22 protein-coding genes are annotated in these 22,817 nt (G+C 73.1%); 12 read left to right on the top strand and 10 right to left on the bottom strand.

What is annotated here, in order from left to right:
* Positions 1-4 precede the first annotated feature (4 nt).
* The 6 genes from ACZ4IF_RS26235 (at position 5) to ACZ4IF_RS26210 (ending at position 5,424) form a co-directional block, all read left to right on the top strand.
* On the top strand, positions 5-979 hold the full coding sequence (locus ACZ4IF_RS26235; RefSeq protein ID WP_467566903.1) for a GlxA family transcriptional regulator: 975 nt from the start codon (positions 5-7) through the stop codon (positions 977-979).
* 20 nt (positions 980-999) lie between these two features.
* On the top strand, positions 1,000-1,512 hold the full coding sequence (locus ACZ4IF_RS26230; RefSeq protein ID WP_467566900.1) for a GNAT family N-acetyltransferase: 513 nt from the start codon (positions 1,000-1,002) through the stop codon (positions 1,510-1,512).
* A gap of 154 nt (positions 1,513-1,666) precedes the next feature.
* A complete protein-coding gene (locus ACZ4IF_RS26225; protein WP_467566897.1) occupies positions 1,667-2,386 on the top strand; it encodes a DsbA family oxidoreductase in 720 nt (239 codons plus the stop codon).
* A gap of 60 nt (positions 2,387-2,446) precedes the next feature.
* On the top strand, positions 2,447-3,532 hold the full coding sequence (locus ACZ4IF_RS26220) for an aminotransferase class V-fold PLP-dependent enzyme (protein WP_467566894.1): 1,086 nt from the start codon (positions 2,447-2,449) through the stop codon (positions 3,530-3,532).
* A gap of 67 nt (positions 3,533-3,599) precedes the next feature.
* Complete coding sequence (locus ACZ4IF_RS26215) at positions 3,600-4,196, top strand: RNA polymerase sigma factor (protein WP_095933460.1); 597 nt, start codon at positions 3,600-3,602, stop codon at positions 4,194-4,196.
* A gap of 103 nt (positions 4,197-4,299) precedes the next feature.
* Positions 4,300-5,424 (top strand): maleylpyruvate isomerase family mycothiol-dependent enzyme, encoded by a 1,125-nt coding sequence (locus ACZ4IF_RS26210; protein WP_467566890.1) that lies wholly within the window; start codon positions 4,300-4,302, stop codon positions 5,422-5,424.
* 303 nt (positions 5,425-5,727) lie between these two features.
* On the opposite strand, the gene thpD is transcribed toward ACZ4IF_RS26210, so the two are convergent.
* The 5 genes from thpD to ACZ4IF_RS26185 all read right to left on the bottom strand — a co-directional run bounded on the left by thpD (position 5,728) and on the right by ACZ4IF_RS26185 (position 10,560).
* Positions 5,728-6,624: an ectoine hydroxylase gene (thpD, locus tag ACZ4IF_RS26205; RefSeq protein WP_359504512.1), complete on the bottom strand. Its 897-nt coding sequence runs from the start codon at positions 6,622-6,624 to the stop codon at positions 5,728-5,730.
* Between the two features lie 5 nt (positions 6,625-6,629).
* Entirely contained in the window at positions 6,630-7,028 is a 399-nt protein-coding gene (locus ACZ4IF_RS26200) for an ectoine synthase (RefSeq protein WP_095933457.1), read from the bottom strand.
* A gap of 103 nt (positions 7,029-7,131) precedes the next feature.
* Entirely contained in the window at positions 7,132-8,406 is a 1,275-nt protein-coding gene (ectB, locus tag ACZ4IF_RS26195) for a diaminobutyrate--2-oxoglutarate transaminase (protein ID WP_359504509.1), read from the bottom strand.
* A gap of 67 nt (positions 8,407-8,473) precedes the next feature.
* Entirely contained in the window at positions 8,474-9,019 is a 546-nt protein-coding gene (gene ectA / locus ACZ4IF_RS26190) for a diaminobutyrate acetyltransferase (protein ID WP_467566886.1), read from the bottom strand.
* A gap of 440 nt (positions 9,020-9,459) precedes the next feature.
* Positions 9,460-10,560, bottom strand: a complete 1,101-nt coding sequence (locus tag ACZ4IF_RS26185; RefSeq protein ID WP_359504518.1) for a pyridoxal-phosphate-dependent aminotransferase family protein — start codon at positions 10,558-10,560, stop codon at positions 9,460-9,462.
* Positions 10,561-10,829: 269 nt separating this feature from the next.
* On the opposite strand from ACZ4IF_RS26185, the gene ACZ4IF_RS26180 reads away from it, so the two are divergent.
* The 5 genes from ACZ4IF_RS26180 to ACZ4IF_RS26160 all read left to right on the top strand — a co-directional run bounded on the left by ACZ4IF_RS26180 (position 10,830) and on the right by ACZ4IF_RS26160 (position 15,707).
* Complete coding sequence (locus ACZ4IF_RS26180) at positions 10,830-11,675, top strand: transporter substrate-binding domain-containing protein (RefSeq protein WP_359504504.1); 846 nt, start codon at positions 10,830-10,832, stop codon at positions 11,673-11,675.
* Positions 11,672-12,505 carry an amino acid ABC transporter permease gene (locus ACZ4IF_RS26175; protein WP_359504501.1) on the top strand — a complete coding sequence of 278 codons (834 nt, stop codon included), beginning with the start codon at positions 11,672-11,674 and terminating at the stop codon, positions 12,503-12,505. The genes ACZ4IF_RS26180 and ACZ4IF_RS26175 overlap by 4 nt, the downstream gene beginning before the upstream one ends.
* Positions 12,502-13,302 (top strand): amino acid ABC transporter ATP-binding protein, encoded by an 801-nt coding sequence (locus tag ACZ4IF_RS26170; protein WP_467566882.1) that lies wholly within the window; start codon positions 12,502-12,504, stop codon positions 13,300-13,302. Before ACZ4IF_RS26175 ends, ACZ4IF_RS26170 begins: the two co-directional genes overlap by 4 nt.
* Before the next feature lie 35 nt (positions 13,303-13,337).
* The gene (locus ACZ4IF_RS26165; RefSeq protein WP_467566879.1) at positions 13,338-14,429 is read left to right on the top strand and encodes an amidohydrolase family protein; all 1,092 of its coding nucleotides are present in this window, start codon (positions 13,338-13,340) and stop codon (positions 14,427-14,429) included.
* Positions 14,430-14,801: 372 nt separating this feature from the next.
* A complete protein-coding gene (locus ACZ4IF_RS26160) occupies positions 14,802-15,707 on the top strand; it encodes an SCO1860 family LAETG-anchored protein (protein WP_467567269.1) in 906 nt (301 codons plus the stop codon).
* A 119-nt stretch (positions 15,708-15,826) separates the two neighbouring features.
* Here the strand turns inward: ACZ4IF_RS26160 and cobC are convergent, their stop codons facing one another.
* The 5 genes from cobC to cobM form a co-directional block, all read right to left on the bottom strand.
* Positions 15,827-16,957, bottom strand: a complete 1,131-nt coding sequence (gene cobC / locus ACZ4IF_RS26155; RefSeq protein ID WP_467566876.1) for an Rv2231c family pyridoxal phosphate-dependent protein CobC — start codon at positions 16,955-16,957, stop codon at positions 15,827-15,829.
* Positions 16,947-17,873, bottom strand: a complete 927-nt coding sequence (locus ACZ4IF_RS26150) for a sirohydrochlorin chelatase (RefSeq protein ID WP_467566873.1) — start codon at positions 17,871-17,873, stop codon at positions 16,947-16,949. Before ACZ4IF_RS26150 ends, cobC begins: the two co-directional genes overlap by 11 nt.
* 262 nt (positions 17,874-18,135) lie before the next feature.
* Positions 18,136-19,827 carry a precorrin-3B C(17)-methyltransferase gene (gene cobJ, locus ACZ4IF_RS26145; RefSeq protein ID WP_467566870.1) on the bottom strand — a complete coding sequence of 564 codons (1,692 nt, stop codon included), beginning with the start codon at positions 19,825-19,827 and terminating at the stop codon, positions 18,136-18,138.
* Complete coding sequence (gene cbiE / locus ACZ4IF_RS26140; RefSeq protein ID WP_467566867.1) at positions 19,824-21,134, bottom strand: precorrin-6y C5,15-methyltransferase (decarboxylating) subunit CbiE; 1,311 nt, start codon at positions 21,132-21,134, stop codon at positions 19,824-19,826. Before cbiE ends, cobJ begins: the two co-directional genes overlap by 4 nt.
* Positions 21,131-21,955, bottom strand: coding sequence for a precorrin-4 C(11)-methyltransferase (gene cobM / locus ACZ4IF_RS26135; protein WP_467566864.1), 825 nt, complete (start codon positions 21,953-21,955; stop codon positions 21,131-21,133). The genes cbiE and cobM overlap by 4 nt, the downstream gene beginning before the upstream one ends.
* A 132-nt stretch (positions 21,956-22,087) precedes the next feature.
* Between cobM and ACZ4IF_RS26130 the strand changes: the two genes are divergently transcribed.
* Complete coding sequence (locus ACZ4IF_RS26130; protein ID WP_467566861.1) at positions 22,088-22,816, top strand: ZIP family metal transporter; 729 nt, start codon at positions 22,088-22,090, stop codon at positions 22,814-22,816.
* The last annotated feature ends 1 nt before the right edge of the window (position 22,817 follow it).

The following is a 22,817-nucleotide window of genomic DNA, read 5'->3' as shown; positions in this document are numbered from 1 at the left end:
GGCCATGTCCGTCACGCAGGGGACACCGCACCGCATCGCCGTCATCGCCCCGTCCCCCGTGTCGATGTTCAACCTCGCCATCCCCGAGCTCCTCTTCGGGAAGGTCGAGGCCGGCGGACGGCCGGGCTACGAACTGGCCGTGTGCACCCCGCGCCCGGGCCCGATCGCCACCACCGGCGGACTCGACCTGCACGTCGGACGCGGCCTGGACGCGGTGTCCGACGCGGACACGGTGATCGTCGCGGGCACCGGGCGGCGGTACGAGCCGGATCCGGCCACCGTGGCCGCCGTGCGCGAGGCGGACGCCGCCGGCAAGCGGATCGCCTCCATCTGCAGCGGCGCCTTCGTGCTCGCCGAGGCGGGACTCCTCGACGGCCGGAGCGTCACCACGTACTGGCAACTCGCGGACGAGCTGCGCGAGCGCTACCCGGCCCTCGACCTCAAGGGCGACGTCCTGTACGTCCAGGACGACCGGATCATGACCTCGTCCGGATACGCCGCCGGAATCGACCTCTGCCTGCACATCATCCGCACCGACTACGGTGCCGCGGCGGCCAACCGGGTCGCGCGGCTCGCGCTCGTCGCACCCGTACGGCCCGGCGGACAGACCCAGTTCACCCAGACCCCGCTGCCGCCCGAGCGCGGTGAGGCCTGCGCCGACACCCGCGGCTGGGTGATGCGCAACCTCGACAAGCCGCTCACGCTCACCGACCTCGCCCGGCACGCGGGCGTGAGCGTGCGCACGCTCACCCGCCGCTTCCACGCGGAGAGCGGAGTGAGCCCCTTGCAGTGGCTCCTGCACCAGCGAGTGGAACGGGCCAAGGAACTCCTGGAGACGACCTCGCTCCCGATGGACCAGGTGGCCCGCGCCTGCGGTCTGGGCACGGCCGACTCGCTGCGCGGGCACCTGGTCCGGCGCACCGGGCTCACCCCGAGCGCCTACCGCGCCCAGTTCAGCAGGCTGGGAACCGCGGCCTGACCGGGAGCGTCCTGGCCTGCATGATCGAAGACCGTGTCAGCTGTGTGAGCCGTGTGATCAGAACCGCGCTGCCCGCCGAGGCCGACGTCGTCGCGGCACTGCACGCCCGTGCGCGGGCCACCTACTACCCGGACGGCGTACCGCAGGACGGCACGGACTGGCTCGCCGCCTGGCGCGGCGCCATCGAGCGGCCGGACGGCCACGTGCTCTGCGTCGTCGAGGGCGGCCGGATCACCGGCGTCGCCTCCTTCCGCACCGCCGAGGGCGCCGCGGCCGACACCGTCAAGCTGTTCCAGTTCCACGTGGACCCCGACCACTGGCGGGCCGGGATCGGCACCGAGCTGCACAGGGCGTGCGTCGAGGAGTGGAGCGCCGACGGAAAGCGCACGGCCACCCTGGACGTGCACGTCGACAACCGGCGCGCGCAGGCCTTCTACGCCCGCCAGGGCTGGTTCCCGGACCCGGAGAACACGCCGGCCGAGGGGGACCACCACCTCTTCCTGCGGTACGCGGTGCCGGCGCCGGGGAAGTGACCGGGCGCCCCTCGCGGAGAGCCCGGGGGAGCGGTCTCGCGACACCTCGGGGTGCGGACCGGCCGGCACGGAATACGACGAGCCGCTTGAACGTTCACACACCGACCCGCCCGAGGGTCCGCCGGTACCCGCACGACCTGGAGAGAGCCGAGACATGCGCGTCGAGATCTGGAGCGACATCGCCTGCCCGTGGTGCTACGTGGGCAAGGCCCGCTTCGAGAAGGCGCTGGATGCCTTCCCGCACCGCGACGACGTCGAGGTCGTGCACCGTTCGTTCGAGCTGGACCCGGGCCGCGCCAAGGGCGACATCCAGCCCGTGCTCACGATGCTCACCAAGAAGTACGGCATGAGCGAGGCACAGGCGCAGGCCGGCGAGGAGAACCTGGGCGCGCAGGCCGCCGCCGAGGGCCTGGAGTACCGCACCCGGGGCCGCGACCACGGCAACACCTTCGACATGCACCGCCTGCTGCACCTCGCCAAGGAGCAGGGCCGCCAGGACGAGCTGATCGGCCTGCTCTACAAGGCGAACTTCGCGGAGGAGCGGACCGTCTTCGACGACGACGAGCGGCTCGTGGAGCTGGCCGTCGCCGCCGGGCTCGACGCCGACGCGGCCCGCGCGGTGCTCGCCGACCCGGCCGCGTACGCCGACGACGTCCGTGCCGACGAGCGCGAGGCGGCGGAGCTGGGCGCGAACGGCGTCCCCTTCTTCGTCCTGGACCGTAAGTACGGCGTCTCCGGCGCCCAGCCCGCCGAGGTCTTCACCCAGGCGCTCACCCAGGCATGGGGCGAGCGCGAGCCGCTGAAGCTGATCCAGCAGGGCTCCGCCGACGCGGAGGCCTGCGGGCCCGACGGCTGCGCCGTGCCCGGGCACTGAAAATCGCAGGTCGGGGCGGACGTATAAGGGTTCCTTGGCGGAACCACGCAGAAATCCGCAATGGACGGGGAGTTCCCGGGGCCGCAGAGTGGACCCATGGAGACCTTCGAGACCCTCGTCCGAGCCGAGTTCGCCCCGAAGAACACCTATCTGAACACCGCGAGCACCGGACTCGTACCGGCCCGCACGGTGACCGCCATGCGGGCCGCCGTCGAGTCCGTCGCCGCCGGGCAGCCCTCCGACATGTTCGCCGACGTGGAGGCCGCCCGCGCGTCGTTCGCGCGGCTCGTCGGGGTTCCGGCGAGCCGGGTGGCCGCCGGGGCCTCCGTCGCCGTGTACAGCGGCCTGATCGCCGCCTCACTGCCGCCGGGCGCCGAAGTCCTGACGGCCGAGGCGGACTTCAGCTCCGTCGTCACCCCCTTCCATGTCCGCGGCGACCTCAAGGTCCGCGCCGTACCGCTGGAGCGGATCGCCGAGTCCGTCCGTCCCGGCACGGCGCTCGTCGCCGTCAGCGCCGCGCAGTCCGCCGACGGCCGGATCGCGGACCTGGAGGCGATCCGCGACGCCGCGCGGACGCACGGGGCGCGTACGTACATCGACGCGTCCCAGGCCGCCGGATGGCTGCCCCTGCGGGCGGACGCCCATGACTACGTCTCCTCCGTCGCCTTCAAGTGGCTCGTCTGCCCGCGCGGCGTGGCCTTCCTCGTCGTCCCGGAGGACCTCGGCGGCCTCACGCCGGTGTTCGCGGGCTGGGTCGCGGGCGAGGCCCCCTGGGACAGCTGCTACGGCCCGGTCGAGGAACTGGCGCACTCCGCACGGCGGTTCGACGAGAGCCCCGCGCTCTTCTCCTACGCGGGAGCGCGACGGTCGCTGGAACTCGTCGAGGAGCTGGGCGTGGAGCGCGTGCACGCCCACGACCTCGCCCTCGCCGACCGCTTCCGCGCGGGCCTGCTCACGCTGGGCAGGCAACCCGTCCAGGCCCCCGGCTCGCCCATCGTCTCCGTCCCCGGGCTCGGTCACCGGCAGCCCGATCTGAGCCGTGCCGGGGTCGAGGTCTCCGACCGCGCGGGCAACCTGAGGGCGGCCTTCCACCTGTACAACACGGCTGCGGACGTCGACCGCCTGCTGGACGTGCTGTCCGGCTGAGCGACCGTGCGCCCGCCCCGGCCCCCTGGCGCGGGGTCCGGCGGGGCGCTAGGAAGGGCACCACGAGGTGGTGGTGCCGGTGGAACCTACGCTCGTCGACGCCGAGTTGCATCGGCGGCTGGTGTACGGGGACGAGTCCGCGCTGGGCGAGGCGTACGCCGCCTACGGCGGGCTGGTCCGGCGGGTCGCCCTGCGCGTCACGCGCAGCCAGGCCGCCGCGGAGGACGTGGCGCAGGAGGTCTTCGCCCACCTGTGGAGCCGGCCCTACGCCTTCGACGCGCGCCGGGGTTCGCTGCGCACCTGGCTCTCCATGCTCGCCCATCGCAGGGCCGTGGACTGGGTGCGCAGCGAGGCCCGGCACCGCAAGGACGCCCGCGCCGACGACTCCGCGCTGCACGCCATCCCCGACTCCGGGCCCGGTCCCGACGAGACCGTCGTCGACCGCGAGCGCGCCCTGCTGCTGCACAGTGCGCTCGCCGAACTCCCGCTGCCCCAGCGGGAGGTGGTCCATCTCGCCTACTTCGCGGGTCGCACCTACCGCCAGGCGGCGGTGGAACTGGGCATCCCGGAGGGCACCGCGAAGACCCGGCTGCGATCGGCCCTGCGCAAGCTCGCCGAGTCACTGGCCGATCCGCCGGACCCGGCCCTGGAAAGGGGCGCGTGATGGCGGCGCGGACGGTCCCGGCCGGGCCGGGCGTGCGTATCGTGGCCCCAGCGGGGCGGGGCCCGGCCGTGCTGCCGGCCGTGCCCCGGAAGGGCGGTGGACGATGAGCGGCGAGCACGAGGCGGTACGGGACCTGCTGGCGGCCTGGGCCGTCGGCGCGTTGACCCCCGCCGACGAGAGGACCGTCCCCCGGCATCTCGCCGCGTGCGAGTCCTGCGCGGCGGAGGCGGAACGCCTGCGTGAGACGGTACGGCTCCTGGACGGCCCGCGCGCCACACCCCCCGGCCCGGCGGCCGGCCCGGTGAACGGGGCGGGGACCGGCCGCGCGGCACGGGGCGCCCGGGACAAGGCACCGGCCGGACGGGGCCGGCCCACGGGACCCGACGGTGCGGCCGGCCTCCCGCCCGCCCTGCTCGCCGCGGCCCGCCGCGCCCGCCCCGCCGCTCCCCGCGTCGGCGCGCACGCCGCCCCGTACGCGGCGGCCGTCGCCGGGCTCGGAGCGCTGCTGCGGGAGCTGGACGACCCGAGGCGCTGGTCGACGCCGGTCGTGCACGACTGGGACGTGCAGGCCACGGTGGCCCATCTCATCGCGGCGGACGAACCGTTGGCGCGACGGCTGGGGCTCGCGCCGCTGGTGCCCCGGTCCGGAGACGCCGAGAAGGAGGGTTGGGAAGCGGCCTGGGCCGCGCGGACCGCCGAGGTGATCGCGCACGAGCGGGCCCGGCCCCCCGCCGAGACCGTCGCCGTCTGGTCCGCGCAGGCCGCCGCGCTCCTGGCCGCACCGGAGGCGGCCGACGCCGGACGGGCGGCGCACGCGACCACGCTGATGGGCGTACGGCTTCCCTTGGCCGACCACTTCGTCGTGCGGGCCTTCGAGGCGTGGATCCACACCGACGACATCGGCCGGGCCCTCGGGGTCGCCGTGCCCCCGCCGCCCGAGCCCCACTTGTGGCAGCTCGTCCGGCTGGCGGTGCGCATCCTCGGCAGGGCGCTCGGCCCCACGGCGGCGCCTGTCCTGTTCGCGCCGGCGGGCGGCGGGCGCGACGCGCAGTGGGTGCTCGGCTCCGAGGACGAGCCCGTGGCGGCGGAACTCGTGCTGGACCCGGTCGACTTCTGCCTGCTGATCGGCGGACGGTACGCGCCCGGCGAGGTGCCCCGGGGCGCGGTGGGGGACACCGCCGCCGTCACGGCCGTGCTGGAGCGCGCCGCGTCACTGGCGTGGCTCTAGTGCCGCGGCAGGCAACGTTCGCCCCGTCGCGACGCCCGGCACGCACTCTCGCCGCACCGGCCGAAAGCCCAAGTACGTCCGGTACGAGGACTTCCGGCCGGCACACCGAGAGCACGCACCGGACGCCGCTCCTTGACGGGCAAACGTTGCCTGCCGCGGCACCAGCACCCGGACCGCTGATGGGCCGCATCCGGCTCCCCGGCCCACCGTCGGACTTCAACTCCCGCTCCTACGAAGCTCTTTGCCCGGACACGCGCGTGGCCGGTGCCTCCCCACCCGGGAGGCACCGGCCACGCGCGGACGTCACTTCACCGGTGTGAAGTCCCGTGCCCCGATGAACTCGGGCCTGCGCACCGGCGCCGCGAACGGCTCCACCGCCGCGTTCTCCACGCTGTTGAACACGATGAAGACGTTGCTGCGCGGGAACGGGGTGATGTTGTCGCCCGAGCCGTGCATGCAGTTGCAGTCGAACCAGGTCGCCGAACCGGCCCTGCCGGTGAACAGCTTGATGCCGTGCCGTGAGGCGAAACGGGTGAGCGCCTCGTCGGACGGCGTGCCCGCGTCCTGCATCTGCAGCGACTTCTTGTAGTTGTCCTTCGGCGTGGCCCCCGCGCACCCGAGGAACGTCTTGTGCGACCCCGGCATGATCATGAGTCCGCCGTTGGTGTCGTGGTTCTCGGTCAGCGCGATCGACACGGACACCGTCCGCATGTTCGGCAGACCGTCCTCGGCGTGCCACGTCTCGAAGTCCGAGTGCCAGTAGAAGCCGCTGGCCCCGAAGCCCGGCTTCACGTTGATCCGCGACTGGTGGACGTACACGTCCGAGCCGAGGATCTGGCGGGCCCGTCCGACCACGCGCTCGTCGCGCACGAGCCGGGCGAAGACCTCGCTGATGCGGTGCACCTCGAAGACGGAGCGGATCTCCTGGGACGCCGGCTCCACGATGGACCGCTCGTCGGCGCGGATCGCCGGATCGGCGACGAGGCGCTCCAGCTCCTGTCGGTAGACGGCGACCTCGTCGTCGGCGAGCAGTTCCTCGACGGGCAGGAAGCCGTCGCGCTCGTAGCACTGGAGATCGTGCACCGTGATCGGGCCGGGCTCGCCCGGCGCGCTCCACACGACCGGGTCCTTGCGGGGTACGGACACCTCCGTGGCGCCGCGGCTGGGGTAAAGATCGGTGACTTCGGCGACGGTGGTCATCTGTCTCACACCTCCTCGGTGATCAGCGGGTAGACGCCGTTCTCGTCGTGGTCCTCCCGTCCGGTGACGGGCGGATTGAAGACGCAGACGCACCGGAAGTCGGTCTTCGGGCGCATGGTGTGGCGCTCGTGACCGTCCAGGAGATACATGGTCCCCGGGGTGATCCAGTGCTTCTCGCCGGTCTCGTCGTTGGTCAGTTCGGCCTCGCCCTCCACGCAGAGCACGGCCTCGATGTGGTTCGCGTACCACATCGACGTCTCGGTACCCGCGTAGAGAGTCGTCTCGTGGAGGGAGAAGCCGACCCGCTCCTTGGCGAGCACGATGCGCTTGCTCTCCCAGGTGCCGGACTTCGCCTTCACATGACGGTCGGTTCCCTCGATGTCCTTGAACGATCGGACGATCACGGTGCGTTGCTGCCTTTCTGCTCTGCTGGTGCGGGCTGCGCACGGCCGCCGCACGCGGGGGCGTACGGCGGACGTGGGCGCGTCGTACGGCTGCCGTACGCGGTCAGGCGGCCGTCTCGTGGACGGCGCGGGCGAGGGTGCGCAGCCCCTCGTCCAGCTCGTCGGGGGTGATGGTGAGCGCCGGGAGGAGTTTCACGACCTCGCTCTCCGGACCGGACGTCTCGATGAGCAGCCCGAGTTCGAAGGCGCGCTGCGCTACGCGGCCCGCGCGCGCCTTGTCCTTGAACTCCAGACCCCACACGAGTCCCCGGCCTCGGTACTCCTTGACGTCGGCCAGGTTCTCCTCGGTGATGGAGATCAGCGCCTGCTCGATCTGCTCGCCGCGGGCGCGGGTCTGCTTCTCCATGGCGGAGCCGTCGGTCCAGTACGTCTCCAGTGCCGCGGCGGCGGTGACGAACGCCGGGTTGTTGCCGCGGAAGGTGCCGTTGTGCTCGCCCGGCTCCCAGATGTCCAGCTCTGGCTTGAACAGGCACAGGGACATGGGCAGGCCGTATCCGCTGATGGACTTCGAGACGGTGACGATGTCGGGCACGACCCCCGCCTCCTCGAAGGAGAAGAAGGCGCCGGTGCGGCCGCAGCCCATCTGGATGTCGTCCACGATGAGCAGCATGTCGCGGCGGGCGCAGAGGTCGGCGAGGGCGCGCAGCCACTCGGGGCGCGCGACGTTGATGCCGCCCTCGCCCTGCACGGTCTCGACGATCACCGCGGCGGGCTGGTTGAGGCCGGAGCCCTGGTCCTCCAGGAGCCGCTCGAACCACAGGAAGTCCGGGACCTGGCCGTCGAAGTAGTTGTCGAAGGGCATCGGGGTGCCGTGCACCAGCGGGATGCCCGCGCCGGCCCGCTTGAACGCGTTGCCGGTCACGGCGAGCGACCCGAGGGACATGCCGTGGAAGGCGTTGGTGAAGGACACGATGGCCTCGCGCCCCTTCACCTTCCGCGCCAGTTTCAGCGCGGACTCGACGGCGTTGGTGCCCGTCGGCCCGGGGAACATGACCTTGTACGGCAGGTCGCGCGGGCGCAGGATCAGGTTCTGGAAGGTCTCCAGGAAGCCGCGCTTGGCCGTCGTCGACATGTCGAGGCCGTGCGTGACGCCGTCGCGCTCCAGGTAGTCGATCAACGCCCGTTTCAGTACGGGGTTGTTGTGGCCGTAGTTCAGGGACCCCGCGCCGGCGAAGAAATCCAGGTACTCGTGGCCGTCCTCGTCGTACATCCGGCTGCCCCGGGCCCGGTCGAAGACGGTGGGCCAGCCTCGGCAGTAGCTGCGCACCTCGGACTCCAGGGTCTCGAAGACGCTCAGGTCGGGCTGGGTGATGGTCACAGCGAATCGCTCCTCGGAACGTGGGGGGAGGGGGATCGGCGAAGTCTCGAAGGGAGGTCGGCGCGGGTCACAGGGAGAGCGGGCCGATGCGGTGCAGCACTTCCGGCTCGTGCGGTCCGTCGGGGAAGTGGGCCGTCCCGAACAGCACTTCGCGCTCGACGGTCGCGCCGTGGCGTCGGGCGTACGACGCGAACAGGCGCTCGGAGGCGGTGTTGCCGGGCGTGATGGTGGTCTCCAGGGCGGTCGGCGCCTGGGTGCTCTCCTCGGCGAGCCGGGCGGTCAGGCCGTCGAGCAGGGCCGCGGCCAGTCCGCGTCCGCGATGGGCCTCGTCGACGGCCACCTGCCAGATGAGCAGGGTGCGGGGGCGCTCGGGGCGGACGTACCCGGTGACGAAGCCGACCGGCGTCCCTTGCGCGTCGCGTGCGACCGCGGACGTGCGGGCGAAGTCACGGCACCAGAGGAGATAGCTGTACGAGGAGTTCAGGTCGAGGGTTCCGGAGTTCTTGGCGAGATGCCAGAGCGCGGCCCCGTCGGCCACCTCGGGACGGTCGATCCGAAGGCCCTCCGGCATTTCCCGGAATTCCGCTGGCAGGTCTGCTTGTGCGGCGGTCATGCGAATTGAATTTACCGAGGGAAAGCTGAAATTGCATCGCCGCGAGGGGTTACGGGAGGCTTGTCTGTGTGTTATCACGCGCCCGCGGGTGAGCGCGCGAGAACGCGATGTTAGATACCGTTCTGTCCGGAAAATACCGCACGAAAGGGATGCGTTGTGGAGTGCGTCACAGGAGATTAATGTGTAAGAGACCTGCCCGAATTACGCCGGTTGGCGTTCGCGAAATCTTTGCGTTTAGGGCCAGAAAAAGCGGGCAGAAGAATACGGGAAGCTGCACTTGATTAATATATGGATAAGCGGACGGAGTGGCCCTGAATTTCTTTTCGGTGAGTGTTCCGTCCGACCCGTTCCCGTCACCGTCGCGGAGGGCCGCGGGTCGCTACGGGCAGGGCGGCGTCCGGTGGAGGCGCTCCACCGGACGCCGGGGAACCGGCGGGAGCTCAGTCCCAGGCCTGCGCCACGGCCCGGCGTGCCCCCTCCAGGTCCACCGGGAAGCCGGACTCGGCCAGCGCGGCCCCCAGTCCCGCGAGGCTGGAGTGGACGACGCCCCGCGTCGCGTCGGGCCCGTAGTGGTTCACCCGGATCATCTCCTTGGCGAGCGCACCCCCGCCCGCGACCAGCGGCAGCACCGGGTCGGCGGCCAGCGCCTTCGCGACCAGCGCGGACGCGTCGGCCCCGGCGGGCACCCGCAGCGTGGTGGCGACCGGCGCCGCGTCGGAGGCCGCGTACACGTACGGCTCGAGGCCGCCGCCCAGGGCGAGCGCCCCGGCCCGGGTCGCCGCCGCGGCCGAGGCGTGGCGGTCCATCACCGCGCCCAGTCCCTCGCTCTCGATGCGCTCGACACAGGCCTCCAGCGCCAGCATCTCCAGCTGCGCCGGCGCGTGCAGCAGCGCCTTGCGGCCGCCGTCGACCCATCGCTGCTTCCAGTCCAGCAGCGACAGGTACGACCGGCGCGGGGCCGCCGGGTTGGCGGCCATCCGTGCCCATGCCCGCTCACTCACCGAGACCGCCGACACGCCCGCGGGGCCGCCCATCGCCTTCTGCGCCCCGATCACGCACAGGTCGACGCCCCAGGTGTCCGGCAGCACCGGCTCGGCGCCGATCGACGCGACCGCGTCCAGGTAGAACAGAGCGCCGTGCTCCCGGACGACCTCCCCGATCTCCGCGACGGGGTTGGTGTTGCCGGTGGCCGCCTCTGCGTGCACGAGCGAGACGAAGTCGATCGACGGGTGCTCGGCGAAGGCCTCGCGGATCTGCTCGGCGGTGACCGCCGAGTGGAAGGGCACCGCCAGGTCGATCACGGTCGCGCCGCAGTCCCGCAGCCAGTCGCCGAAGGTCTGCCCGTACGGGCCGGTGATCACGTTGAGCGCGGTCGTGCCGGGACCGGCCGTCGCGCGGATGGCCCCCTCCAGCGGGAGCAGCGCCTCGCCCTGCATGATCACGACGTCCTGCTCGGTGGAGAGCAGCCCGGCCACGCGGTCCTCGATCGAGGCGAAGTGCGCGGCGCTCAGCGGCGCCAGGTCCAGGAAGGGGTGGGTCACGGCGGTGCTCTCTTCGCTCACGGGTCCGGTACGCGGGTGCGTGCCTCCAGCGCGGGTGCGCGGGGGGACTCGTCGTGAGCGTAACCGGAGGCCGCCCCGGCGACCGGACCGTCCGTCGCCGCCCGCGCGGGACGCGTGAGCGGTGGCCGGGCGGCCCTTCCCGGGTGCGGGATCCGAGGCCGGACGGCCACCTGACCATCGGATTGATTTGAGCAACCCAAACCTTTCCTTATAATCGGAACCCACAGTTCCCCCACAGGAGGTCCCCCGTGAACTCGGTCCTCGGACGCCGGACGCGCATTCTGGCCGCCACCACCGCCACGGCCGGGCTGCTGCTCGTGGCCGGTTGTTCCTCGGACGGCAAGGACGGCGGCACCGCCAAGGGCGTCCCCGTGGTCAAGGCGGGCAAGCTCACGACCTGCACCCACCTCCCGTACCCGCCGTTCCAGTCGGAGATCGACGGCAAGGTGCAGGGCTTTGACGTCTCGCTGATCGACCTGGTCGCCAAGGACCTGGGCGTGAAGCAGACCATCGTCGACACCCCCTTCGAGAACTTCAAGACGGGCGCGTTCCTCAACTCCGGCCAGTGCGACCTCGCGGCGGCCGGCATGACGATCACCGAGGAGCGCAAGAAGAACGTCGACTTCTCCGACCCGTACTTCGACGCCACCCAGGCCGTCCTCGTCGACAAGAAGAGCGGCATCGACTCCCTCGCCGACGTGAAGGCCAAGGGCAAGAAGCTCGGCGCCCAGGCGCAGACCACCGGCGAGGAGTACGCGAAGAAGCAGGGCTTCGACCCGGTCTCCTTCGAGTCCTCCGACGCCGTCATCAACGGCCTGCGCACCGGCCAGGTCCAGGCCGTGGTCATCGACTACCCGGTCGTGCAGGGCTGGCTGAAGGACAAGGCCACCGCCGACGCCTTCAAGGTCGTCGACAACCTCGACACCGGTGAGCAGTACGGCTTCACGGTGAAGAAGGGCAACACCAAGCTCGTCGACGCCATCAACAAGGCGATCAAGGACGCCAAGGCCGACGGCACGTACAAGAAGCTGTACGAGAAGTGGATCGGCCCGTACGACGCGTCCGCGGCCGCCGCCTCCCCGTCCGCCTCATGAGCGGTGCCGACACACAGGTCCGGCCCCGCAGGTCCGGCCTGACCCGCCGGCAGAAGCGCGCGCTGTCGCGCGGCGTCCAGTACGCCGTCTTCATCGCCGCCGTGGCCGTCCTCGCGGCCACGGCGGACTGGGGACGTCTGAAGAACCAGTTCGCCCAGTGGGACCTGGTCCAGCAGATGTTCCCGGACGTCATCACGCTGGCGCTGAAGAACACCGTGCTCTACACGATGTCCGGCTTCGTGTTCGGTCTCGTGCTCGGCATGGTCATCGCCCTGATGCGGCTCTCGCCGGTGGGTCCCTACCGCTGGCTCGCCGGCATCTACATCGAGATCTTCCGCGGCCTGCCCGCCCTGCTGATCTTCGTCTTCGTCGGCGTCGCGGTGCCGCTGGCCTTCCCGGGCACGGAGATCCCCGGCGGCACCTACGGCAAGGTCGCGCTCGCGCTCGGTCTGGTCTCGGCCGCGTACATGGCCGAGACGATCCGCGCCGGCATCCAGGCGGTCCCCAAGGGACAGATGGAAGCGGCCCGTTCCCTGGGCTTCTCGCACGCGCGGGCCATGGTCTCGATCGTCGTCCCGCAGGCGTTCCGCATCGTGATCCCGCCGCTCACCAACGAACTGGTCCTGCTGTTCAAGGACTCCTCCCTGGTGCTGTTCCTCGGCGTCACGCTGGAGGAGCGCGAACTCACCAAGTTCGGGCGCGACCTGGCGAGCCAGACCGCCAACTCCACACCGATCCTGGTGGCGGGCCTGTGCTACCTGCTGGTGACCGTGCCGCTCGGATTCGTCGTACGACGTCTCGAGGCCAAGGCGGGGGAGGCCACCCGATGAGTGCAAGCGGTGCTCCGGAGATCCAGGTCCGCGACCTGCACAAGTCCTTCGGCGACAACGAGGTGCTGCGCGGCATCGACCTGGAGATCCGGCAGGGCGAGGTCGTCTGCGTGATCGGCCCGTCCGGCTCCGGCAAGTCGACACTGCTGCGCTGCGTCAACCTGCTGGAGGAGCCCACCGAGGGCCAGGTCTTCGTCGGCGGCACCGAGGTCACCGACCCGGACGTCGACATCGACGCCGTACGCCGCCGCATCGGCATGGTCTTCCAGCAGTTCAACCTCTTCCCGCACCTCTCGGTGACCGAGAACCTCACGCTGCCCCAGCGGCGGGTGCTGAAGCGGGACAAGGCCGAGGCCGCCCGGATCGCGGCGGCCAACCTGGACCGCGTGGGCCTGGCCGAGAAGGCGGACGCCTACCCCTCCTCGCTGTCCGGCGGCCAGCAGCAGCGCGTGGCCATCGCCCGTGCGCTCGCCATGGGCCCCGAGGTGATGCTCTTCGACGAGCCGACCTCGGCACTCGACCCCGAGCTCGTCGGCGACGTGCTCGCCGTCATGCGGATGCTCGCCGACGAGGGCATGACCATGATGGTCGTCACCCACGAGATGACGTTCGCCCGCGAGGTGGCCGACCGGGTCGTGTTCATGGACGGCGGCGTGATCGTCGAGGACGGCACCCCGGCCCAGGTCATCGGTGCCCCGAGCCACGAACGCACCCGCCACTTCCTGTCCCGGCTGCTCGACCCCGCGATGGCGGACGTCGAGGAGGAGGCGCCGGACGCGGCCGAAAAGGGCTCGTAGCGCCCGCCCGTACGGCACGAACTAAGGTGCGGTGCATGAGCGATCGCGCGGTGCTGCACGTCAAGGGGCGGGTGCTCGTCGGGCCCGACGACGTCCGGGACGACCTCTGGGTCGTCGGCGGGAGGGTCACGTACGAGCGCCCGGCGGGAGCCCGTGACGTGCGCACCGTCGAGGGCTGGGCGCTGCCCGGCCTGGTGGACGCGCACTGCCACGTCGGGCTCGACGCCCACGGCCCCGTCGAGCCGGACGTCGCCGAGAAGCAGGCCCTCACCGACCGCGAGGCCGGCACCCTCCTCATCCGGGACGCGGGATCGCCGTCCGACACCCGCTGGATCGACGACCGCGAGGACCTCCCGAAGATCATCCGTGCGGGCCGTCACATCGCCCGCACCCGCCGCTACATCCGCAACTACGCCCACGAGATCGAACCCGAGGACCTCGTCGCGTACGTCGCCCGGGAGGCCCGGCGCGGCGACGGCTGGGTCAAGCTGGTGGGGGACTGGATCGACCGGGGCACCGGCGACCTGAGCGCCTGCTGGCCGCGCGACGCTATCGAGGCCGCGATCGCCGAGGCGCACCGGCTGGGCGCGCGGGTCACCGCACACTGCTTCGCGGAGGACTCGCTCCGGGACCTCGTCGAGGCGGGCATCGACTGCGTCGAGCACGCGACCGGGCTGACCGAGGACACCGTCCCGCTGTTCGCCGAGCGAGGCGTCGCCATCGTCCCGACCCTCGTGAACATCGCCATTTTTCCGCGCCTGGCGGCAGGCGGCGAGGCCAAGTACCCGCGCTGGGCGGCCCACATGCGGCAGCTGCACGCACGGCGCCACGACACCGTGCGCGCCGCCTACGACGCAGGAATCCCCGTGTACGTGGGCACCGACGCGGGCGGCACCCTCGCGCACGGGCTCGTCGCGGCGGAGGTCGCCGAACTCGTCACCGCGGGCATCCCGCCCGTGGAGGCCCTCTCCGCCACCACGTGGGGCGCCCGCCGCTGGCTCGGGCGGCCCGGCCTCGACGAAGGAGCGCCCGCGGACCTCGTGGTCTACGAGGGCGACCCCCGCGAGGACGTCCGGGTCCTCGCCGCTCCGCGGCGGGTGGTCCTGAACGGGCAGGTCGTCGGCTGACCCGGCGCCCTCGGGCCGACTCAGGTCGCCCGGCTCGGCCGGCGCCCGCCCGCCGACCGTGTGGACCGGCGTCCGTCCGCCGACCCGGGCCGGCCGGCACGTGTCCGTCGGCCGGACTCCGTCCGTTGACTGACGGTGACGGGTGGGCCGGGCCGCTCGTTGTGCACTGCTGCGCGCACTCCGGCGCTCCGACCGGCGCTTTCGCCTCCTTGGGGTGGTCCGGGTGACGGTGGGGAACAAGCGTGCCGGGAGATTCGAATAAGTTCGCGGAATTCCCACGTTGGAGTGAAGTGGCGGAAGGTCGCTGACTGTTCACTCTCAGTGCGCAATTCTTTCCGGGTCCCGAGCTTTTCTCCCATGGGGGTCCCACCCGTGAACACCAACAGCTTCCGCCTGCCCGCACGCCGTCTCGCAGCCACCGCGGCCGCCACCGCCCTCGCCGCCGGTCCCGCGGCGCTGGCCGGCGCGGGCACCGCCCACGCGACCACCGACCACGGTCGCGCGAGCGCCGTCGTGCTCCGCACCGGACTCGACGTCTCCCTGCTCAACAAGACCGCGGACGTCCCGCTCGCGGTCTCCCTCAACGAGGTGCAGGCACCGCAGAGCGCGCAGAAGACCGCGCTCACCGCCCAGTTGGACGGGGTCGACGGAGGACGCCCGTTCAGCGTGCTGCGCGCCGACGTCGCCACCGCCAAGGCCACCGTGTCGGCGGACAAGGCCGAAGGCTCCACCACCCTCGCGCACGCGGCGGTCCACGTCCCCGGACTGCCCCTGCTCTCGGTCATCGAGGTCGAGCAGGTGACGTCGAAAGCGACGTGCGAGGCCGGGAAGAAGCCCGTCGCCACCGCGAACCTGCTCGGATCGGTCACCGTGCTCGGCAAGAAGGTGACGCTCTCGGCGGGCGGGCCGACGGAGGTCAAGGTGCCCGGCGTCGGCGAGGTCCGCCTCGACCTGTCCAAGACGCGGACGACGACCCGTACGGCCGCCGCCTCCGCCCTCGAACTCAAGGTCTCCATCAACCCGTTGAAGCTGAACGTGGCCGAGGTCGAGGGCACCCTGACCCTCGCGGGCGCGACCTGCGAGGCCCCGTCGGCGCCGGCCGCACCGGCCGGGCCCGGCGACCCGGTGGCCGACGTGAAGCCGCAGGGCGCGCCCGCGGAGGCGAATCTCGCGGAGACCGGGGGAAGTTCGACGACCCCGTACATCGCCGCCGGGGCGGCGGCGCTCCTCGCCACGGGCGCCGGCGTGGTGGTCCTGGCCCGCCGCCGCCGGGGCTGAGGCCGCCGGGGCGGCCCCGCCGAGGAACCGTGCCGGCCCGAACGGCCCCGTCCCCGGGTGCCGGGCGGGCTTCCCGGCCCGTCCGGCACCGGCGTCGCGGGCCCGGGGGCGAAGACCCCTCAGTCCCGCGACAGCGTGATCGCGCGATCGACGGCCTGGAGCAGCCGGTTGACCGTCGTCCGGTCCCGGACGGCGATCCGGAGCCAGTCCTCGTCCAGCCCGGGAAACGTGTCGCCGCGCCGCACCGCGAACCCGAGGTCGCGCAGATGCCGGCGCACCGCGGCCGCCCGTGGAAGACGGACCAGCACGAACGGTCCCTCCGACGGCTCCACGACGTACAGCCCGTCGGAGGCGAACTCCCTGAGCCCGGCCACGAGATGGGCCCGGTCCGCGGCGATCCGGTGCGCCGCGTGCGCGGCCTCAGCGAGCGCCTGGGAGGACACACAGGCCTCGGCGGCGGCGAGCGCGGGCGTGGACACGGGCCACAGCGGCTGGGCCCGCTCCAGCTCCTCGACCGTCCCGGGATCGGCGAGCACGTACCCGACGCGCAGCCCGGCCAGCCCCCACGTCTTCGTGAGACTGCGCAGCACGACGAGCCCGGGGACGTCCGTGCGGCCGGCCAGCGCCTCCCGCTCCCCGGGCACCGCGTCCACGAAAGCCTCGTCGACGACCAGCACCCGCCCGGGCCCGGCGAGCCGCGCGATCGACGCGGCCGGGTGCAGCACCGACGTCGGGTTGGTCGGATTGCCGATCACGACGAGGTCCGCGTCCTCGGGCACGGCCGCCGGATCCAGCCGGAAACCGTCCTCGGCCCGCAGCAGGACCCGGTCGACGGTGTGCCCGGCGTCCCGCAACGCGGCCTCCGGCTCCGTGAACTGCGGATGCACGACCACCGGCCGGCGCACCTTCAGGGCACGCGCGAGCAGCACGAACGCCTCGGCGGCCCCGGCGGTCAGCAGCACCCGCTCCACCGGGAGCCCGTGCCGCGCGGCCACCGCGGCCCGCGCCGCCCGCCCGTCCGGGTAGGCGGCCAGCCCGGTCAGCGACGCGGCGATCCGCTCGCGCAGCCACGGGGGAGGCGTGCCGGCCCGGACGTTCACGGCGAGATCGGTGAGCGCGGAGCCGTCGTCGCGCACCTCTGCGTCACCGTGGTGACGCAGGTCGTGGCCGCCGTCGCCCGCGGCCGGAGCGTCCGCCCCGGGGGCGTCCACGCGGCCCGCACCGCCCCCGTGCCCGCCGTCAGTGCGCATGCGAGTGCGAGTGGCCGCCGTGGTGGTGTCCGTGGTGGTGACCGTCGTCGTCGGGGTGGAAGTGCGGCTGCTGGGGGAGCCCCACCTTGTCCTCGAACCCGGGCATCGCGATCCGGTACACGCAGGAGTCGCAGTTCATCCGCAGATCGCCCCTGACGGCCTCCTCGTACCGCTCCATGACGAGGTCGAGCAACTCCGGCTCGGGTCCGATGACATCGGCGGAGCGCACCTCGACGTCAGGGTGCGCGGCGGCCCAGCCCTCGGTCTGCTGCCGCACCCGGTCGGGGAGGATGCCGGTGAACAGGAAGTAGGGGAGCACGACGATCCGGCGGGCGCCCAGCCTCACGCACCGGTCGAGCCCGGACGGCACGTCCGGCGCCGCCAGCGACACGAACGCCGTCTCGACCCCCGCGTACCCGCGGCCCTCCCACAGCAGCCGGGCCGCCTTGTGCACCTCGGCGTTGGCGTCCGGGTCGGTGGAACCGCGCCCCACGAGCAGCACGGTCACGTCGGCACGGTCCTCGGGCGTCCGCGCCGTCCCGCCGAGCGCCTCGTCGAGCCGCCGTTCCAGGACGGCGAGCAGCGACGGGTGCGGGCCCAGCGGACGCCCGTACGTGTACGAGATGCCGGGGTGCCGCTCCTTCTCGCGGGCGAGCGCCGCCGGGATGTCGCCCTTGGCGTGCCCGGCGGACACCAGCATCAGCGGTACGGCCGCGAAGCGCCGCACGCCCCGTCCGACGAGCTCGGCGACGGCCTCACCGAGCGGCGGCGGCGAGAGCTCGATGAACCCGCCCGCGACGGGCAGGTCGGGGTGGCGACGGCCCAACTCCCGTACGAAGTCGCGGAAGGCCTCGGCTCCGGCCTCGTCCCGGGTGCCGTGTCCGGCGATGAGCAGGGCGGGGGCAGGGGTGGTCACGATGTCTCCTTGGCGGATGGTGAAGCCTCGGTGGCCTGTGGAACGGGGTGGTACGGCAGGACGCCGGCTGCGGCGGTGACCGCCGGCCGGAGCCCGCCGGACACGGTGCGGGCGGCGGTCCGGCCGCTCGCGACGTGCGGTTCGGGTGCGGGGACGCCGGGCCGGCCGGTGCGCGGCCACCGGCGGGACGCCCGCCCGACGGACCGCGCCGGGCGGTCCGGTCCTTCGGTGTGCGGGACCCGCGCCCGCCGGGAGCGCGGGCTCATCCGGCCGTCTCCTGCCAGCGGTAGCCGCGCGGCGTCACCATGCGCCCGGCGATGTCACGGGTCGCCGTGTTCCCCACGGTGACCACGGTCATCATGTCCACCGTCGCCGGGTCGAGAGCCGAGAGGCTGGTGAGCCGGCTCGACTCGTCCGGACGCGACGCGTTGCGCACGACGCCCACCGGTGTCCGCGGCTCCCGGTGCTCGGCGAGGATCGCCAGCGCCTTCGGGAGCTGCCAGTCGCGGCCCCTGCTGCGGGGGTTGTAGAAGGTCACCACGATGTCGGCCTCGGCGGCGGCCCGCACCCGGCGCTCGATGACCTCCCAGGGCGTGTGCAGGTCGGAGAGGCTGATCGACACGTGGTCGTGGCCGAGCGGGGCACCCAGGATCGCTCCCGCCGCCAGCGCCGCCGTCACCCCGGGCACCCCGACCACGTCGATGTCGTCGGACGCCTCGGCCAGCGCGGGCGACGCCATCGCGTACACGCCCGCGTCGCCGCTGCCGATCAGGGCGACGGCCTGCCCGCGCCGGGCCTCGGCCACCGCGGTCCGCGCCCGCTCCTCCTCCGCACCCAGCCCCGACTCCAGGACCCGGGTGCCCGGGCGCAGCAGATCGCGGATCTGGTCGACGTACTGGTCGAGCCCGACGAGCACCGACGCCCGCCGCAGTTCCTCCTTGGCGCGCGGGGTGAGCAGGTCACGGGCGCCCGGTCCGAGACCGACGACCGCGAGCCGGCCGCGGGCCACCCGCCGCACGACCGCGCAGGTCGCCATCGCGGGCCGCCCGTCCGCGCGCTGCGACTTGCGCTTGGGGACGAGGAGTTCGCCACCGCCGACGAGGGCGGCGGCCTCCGCCACCGAGGGGGTGCCGACGGCGGCGAGCGGTGCGCCCGACGGGTTCGGCGCGTCCACGCGCGCCAGTTCGTCCGCGGCGTACGTCACCAGCGGCACCCCGAGGCGCTCGGCGGCCCCGACGATGCCGGGCTCACCCGCCTTGGCGTCCACGGTGGCGAGTTCGCCCACCGACCGCACGGACAGCCCGGCCTCCCGCAGGGCGTCCTCGACGAGCCCCAGCACCTCGTCGACGGGCGCGCCGCTGGACGCGCCGACGCCCACGACGAGCGACGGCGGACGCAGCACGACCTCCCGGTCGGCGGCCGGCACGAGCCGGTCGGTGACCCGGATCGTGCACACGCCCTCGTCCGTGACCGGCAGCGGGGGCAGCGGCCACGCCAGCTCGGCCGACAGCCCGACGGGCTCACCGTCCAGCAGGGCGCGGGTGACACCGGCGACGTCCCCCTCCACGGGGAAGCCGAGGGTGTCCAGACCGGGGACGCCCACCGCGTCGGTCGCCGTGGTCACCACGGGCGCGGCGCCGAGCACCTCGCCGACCTCGCGGGCCAGTTCGTTCGCCCCGCCGCCGTGACCGCCGACGAGGGACACCGCGAAGCGCCCCGCCTCGTCGACGCACACGATCCCCGGGTCCGACGTCTTGTCGCCCAGCAGCGGTGCGACGAGCCGTACGACCGCGCCGGTGGCGAGGAAGCACACGAGCTGGTCGCACTCCGCGAACGCCCGCCGCACGGCGTCGGCGACGGACCCGTCGTACACCCGCGTACGGGAGGGCCAGGCCGCGGCCAGCCGGTCACGCGCCGCCGCGCCGGCCGCCGTGGCGGAAATCAGGCCGATCACTGGGGGACTCCTTCGATACGGGCCGGGGGCCTGACACCCCACAGCAGGAAGACGGGGTTGGTGGCGGCGAGCCGGTCGACACCGCCGGGCAGCGGCGCCAGCCGGGACGACTGCAACAGCACGCCGTCGCAGTCGAAGCCGGCGGCGACGAGTGCGTCACGGGCCGCCGGCACCCGGTCCAGCGCGGCCATGGCCACCACCACGGCACGCCGGGCCCGCCGCGCGCACGCCGTGACGATGACGGGCAGTTCACGTCCGCCGCCGCCGATGAACACGGCGTCCGGATCGTCCAGGTCGGACAGCACCGTGGGCGCCGCCCCGTGCACGACGCGTACGTCCACGCCGTGCGCCTCCGCGTTGGCGCGGATCCGCTCGACACCGTCCACGGTCTTCTCGACCGCGGCGACCGCGGCGCCGAACCGCGCGCACTCGACGGCGACGGACCCGGAGCCCGCGCCGACGTCCCAGACCAGGTCACCCGGGCGCGGACCGAGCCGGGCCAGCGCGAGTGCCCGCACCTCGAACTTGCTGATCATCGAGTCGCGATGGGCGAACTCACTCTCGTCCAGGGCCCATCGGTCCGGCCCCGGCCGGGGCCCGGCGACGGTCCGCACCGGGCCGAGGGCGCGCGCCTCGTCCAGGCACAGCACGACGCTCACCGCCGTACCCCAGTCACGGGCGGCGGCCTCGGCGGGCGTCACCCGCTCCACGCGCTCGCGGCCGGGGTCGCCGAGGGCGCTCGCCACGACCAGGACACGTGTCCCGCAGCGGTGCGCGAGGGCCGCGCCCAGCTCGGCAGGACCGGAGCCCGGGCCGGTCAGCACGGCCACCTTCGGATGGGCGCGGCACACGTTCACGGCGGTGCGCACATCACGTCCGTGCGCGCTCACCACCACCGCGTCGTCCCAGGGCACTTTGAGCCGCGCGAACGCGGTGGCGACGGACGAGACTCCGGGGTGCACGTCCAGCCGGTCCGGCCCGAACCGCCCGGCCAGCGCCCGCACGATCCCGAAGAACCCCGGGTCGCCGGAGGCGAGCACCACGACCCCGTCGCCGTGCGCGCCGTCCGGCTCCCCGTCCGGCCGCGCGGACCCCGCCGCCCGCTCCGCGGAGCGTTTCTCCACGTACTGCTCGATCGCGTCCAGCGCGGGCGCCAGCGGCCCGAGGACGATCCGCTCCACCGCGTCCGGCAGCCCTGCCGCCGCCAGATGACGGCGCGCGCCCACCACCAGCCCGGCCCCGGCGAGCGCGGCCTCGGCGTCCGGCGACAACGGCGCCCCCGTCCCCGTACCGACGACGGTGATCACGACGAACCGCTCTTGCGCGCCGCGCGCAGCTCCGCGCGCGCCTGCGGGTCGGCCTTGCGGAAGCCGTGGAAGTGGCCGGGGTGGTAGAGGTGCGAGCGGGTGCCGCTCGCGTCGAGCGCCGGACCGACCAGGAACAGCGTGTGCTTCCACAGCTTGTGCTCCTTGACCGTCTCCTCCAGAGTGCCGATCGTGCACCTGACGACCAGCTCCTCGGGCCAGGTCGCCTGGTAGGCGACCACGACCGGCGTGGACGTCGGATAGCCGCCCTCCAGCAGCTCCCGGACGAGCTGCCCGCTGCGCGCGGCCGACAGGAACAACGCCATCGTCGTCCCGTGCCGGGCGAACTCCCGCACCTCCTCCCCGGGCGGCATCGGCGTCTTGCCGCCGCCGAGCCTGGTGAGGATCACGGACTGCGCGACCTCGGGGATCGTCAGCTCGCGCTGAGCGAGCGCGGCGACCGCGGAGAAGGAGGAGACACCGGGCACGATCTCCGTCTCGATCCCGAGGGCGGCACACCGGTCGACCTGCTCCTGCGTGCCGCCCCAGAGCGCCGGGTCGCCGGAGTGGATCCGGGCCACCCGCAGCCCCTGCGCCGCGGCCCGCTCGTACACGGCGACGACGTCCTCCAGGGACATCGCCGCGGAATCCAGGATCTCCGCCCCCTCCCGCGCGTGGTCGAGGACCTCGGCCTGCACCAGGCTGGCCGCCCAGATCACGACGTCCGCCTCGGCGATGGCGCGCGCGGCGCGGAACGTCAGCAGGTCGGCGGCGCCGGGGCCGGCACCGACGAACGTCACCTTGCCGGTGGGGGCTTCGGCCATGGGAATCGGTCCTCTCCTACACAGTGCGAGTACTACGGCTGCGGGCACCGCGGATGCGGTGATCGCGAAAAGTCAGCGGATGATCCGCTGTCGGACGTGCGCGAACGGGGGTTGATCGGATAGCAAGGGCGTATGGCGGTCCTCGTAGCGCTCGGCGCGTTCCTGATGACGCTGGCCGGCGGCTGGACGGCACAGCGTGTGACCGACCGCCGCCACCTGGTCCTGGGCCTGGCCGGCGGCCTGATGCTCGGCGTGGTCGGCCTGGACCTGCTGCCCGAGGCGCTCCAGGCGGCGGGCGAGGAGGTCTTCGGCGTACCGGCCGCGCTGCTGCTGTTCGTCGCGGGGTTCCTGCTGGCGCACCTGGTGGAGCGGCTGCTGGCGCATCGTCAGGCCGCGCACGGCGGCGAGGAGGACGGCGGACGCGCGCCCGAGGTGGGCCTGACGGCCGCCGCGGCGATGGTCGGCCACAGCGCGATGGACGGCGTCGCGATCGGCGCGGCCTTCCAGATCGGCGGCGGGATGGGCCTCGCGGTCGCCCTCGCGGTGGTCGCGCACGACTTCGCGGACGGCTTCAACACGTACACGATCACGAGCCTGTACGGGAACGCCCGCCACAAGGCGATCATGATGCTCGTCGCGGACGCCTGCGCCCCCGTGGTCGGCGCGGCCTCCACGCTCTTCTTCACCATCCCGGAGCAGGTGCTCGGCTGCTATCTCGGGCTCTTCGGCGGTGTGCTGCTCTATCTCGCCGCCGCGGAGATCCTCCCCGAGGCGCACCACGAGCACCCGGCCCGCTCGACCCTGCTGTGCACGGTCGCGGGCGTGGGCTTCATCTGGCTGGTGGTCGGCATCGCGGGCTGAG

This window comes from Streptomyces sp. NPDC025784, assembly GCF_055558435.1.
The sequence above is the reverse complement of the archived record's forward strand: the minus strand, read 5'-3'. Positions and strand labels throughout refer to the sequence as shown.

Coding starts and splice junctions, on each gene's coding strand:
- ACZ4IF_RS26225 (WP_467566897.1), top strand. CDS start 1,667: ATGCGCGTCGAGATCTGGAGCGACATCGCCTGCCCGTGGTGCTACGTG.
- ectA (WP_467566886.1), bottom strand. CDS start 9,019: ATGACCGCCGCACAAGCAGACCTGCCAGCGGAATTCCGGGAAATGCCG.
- ACZ4IF_RS26220 (WP_467566894.1), top strand. CDS start 2,447: ATGGACGGGGAGTTCCCGGGGCCGCAGAGTGGACCCATGGAGACCTTC.
- ACZ4IF_RS26230 (WP_467566900.1), top strand. CDS start 1,000: ATGATCGAAGACCGTGTCAGCTGTGTGAGCCGTGTGATCAGAACCGCG.
- ACZ4IF_RS26165 (WP_467566879.1), top strand. CDS start 13,338: ATGAGCGATCGCGCGGTGCTGCACGTCAAGGGGCGGGTGCTCGTCGGG.
- cobM (WP_467566864.1), bottom strand. CDS start 21,955: ATGGCCGAAGCCCCCACCGGCAAGGTGACGTTCGTCGGTGCCGGCCCC.
- cobC (WP_467566876.1), bottom strand. CDS start 16,957: ATGCGCACTGACGGCGGGCACGGGGGCGGTGCGGGCCGCGTGGACGCC.
- thpD (WP_359504512.1), bottom strand. CDS start 6,624: ATGACCACCGTCGCCGAAGTCACCGATCTTTACCCCAGCCGCGGCGCC.
- ACZ4IF_RS26170 (WP_467566882.1), top strand. CDS start 12,502: ATGAGTGCAAGCGGTGCTCCGGAGATCCAGGTCCGCGACCTGCACAAG.
- ACZ4IF_RS26130 (WP_467566861.1), top strand. CDS start 22,088: ATGGCGGTCCTCGTAGCGCTCGGCGCGTTCCTGATGACGCTGGCCGGC.
- ACZ4IF_RS26175 (WP_359504501.1), top strand. CDS start 11,672: ATGAGCGGTGCCGACACACAGGTCCGGCCCCGCAGGTCCGGCCTGACC.
- ACZ4IF_RS26235 (WP_467566903.1), top strand. CDS start 5: ATGTCCGTCACGCAGGGGACACCGCACCGCATCGCCGTCATCGCCCCG.
- ACZ4IF_RS26210 (WP_467566890.1), top strand. CDS start 4,300: ATGAGCGGCGAGCACGAGGCGGTACGGGACCTGCTGGCGGCCTGGGCC.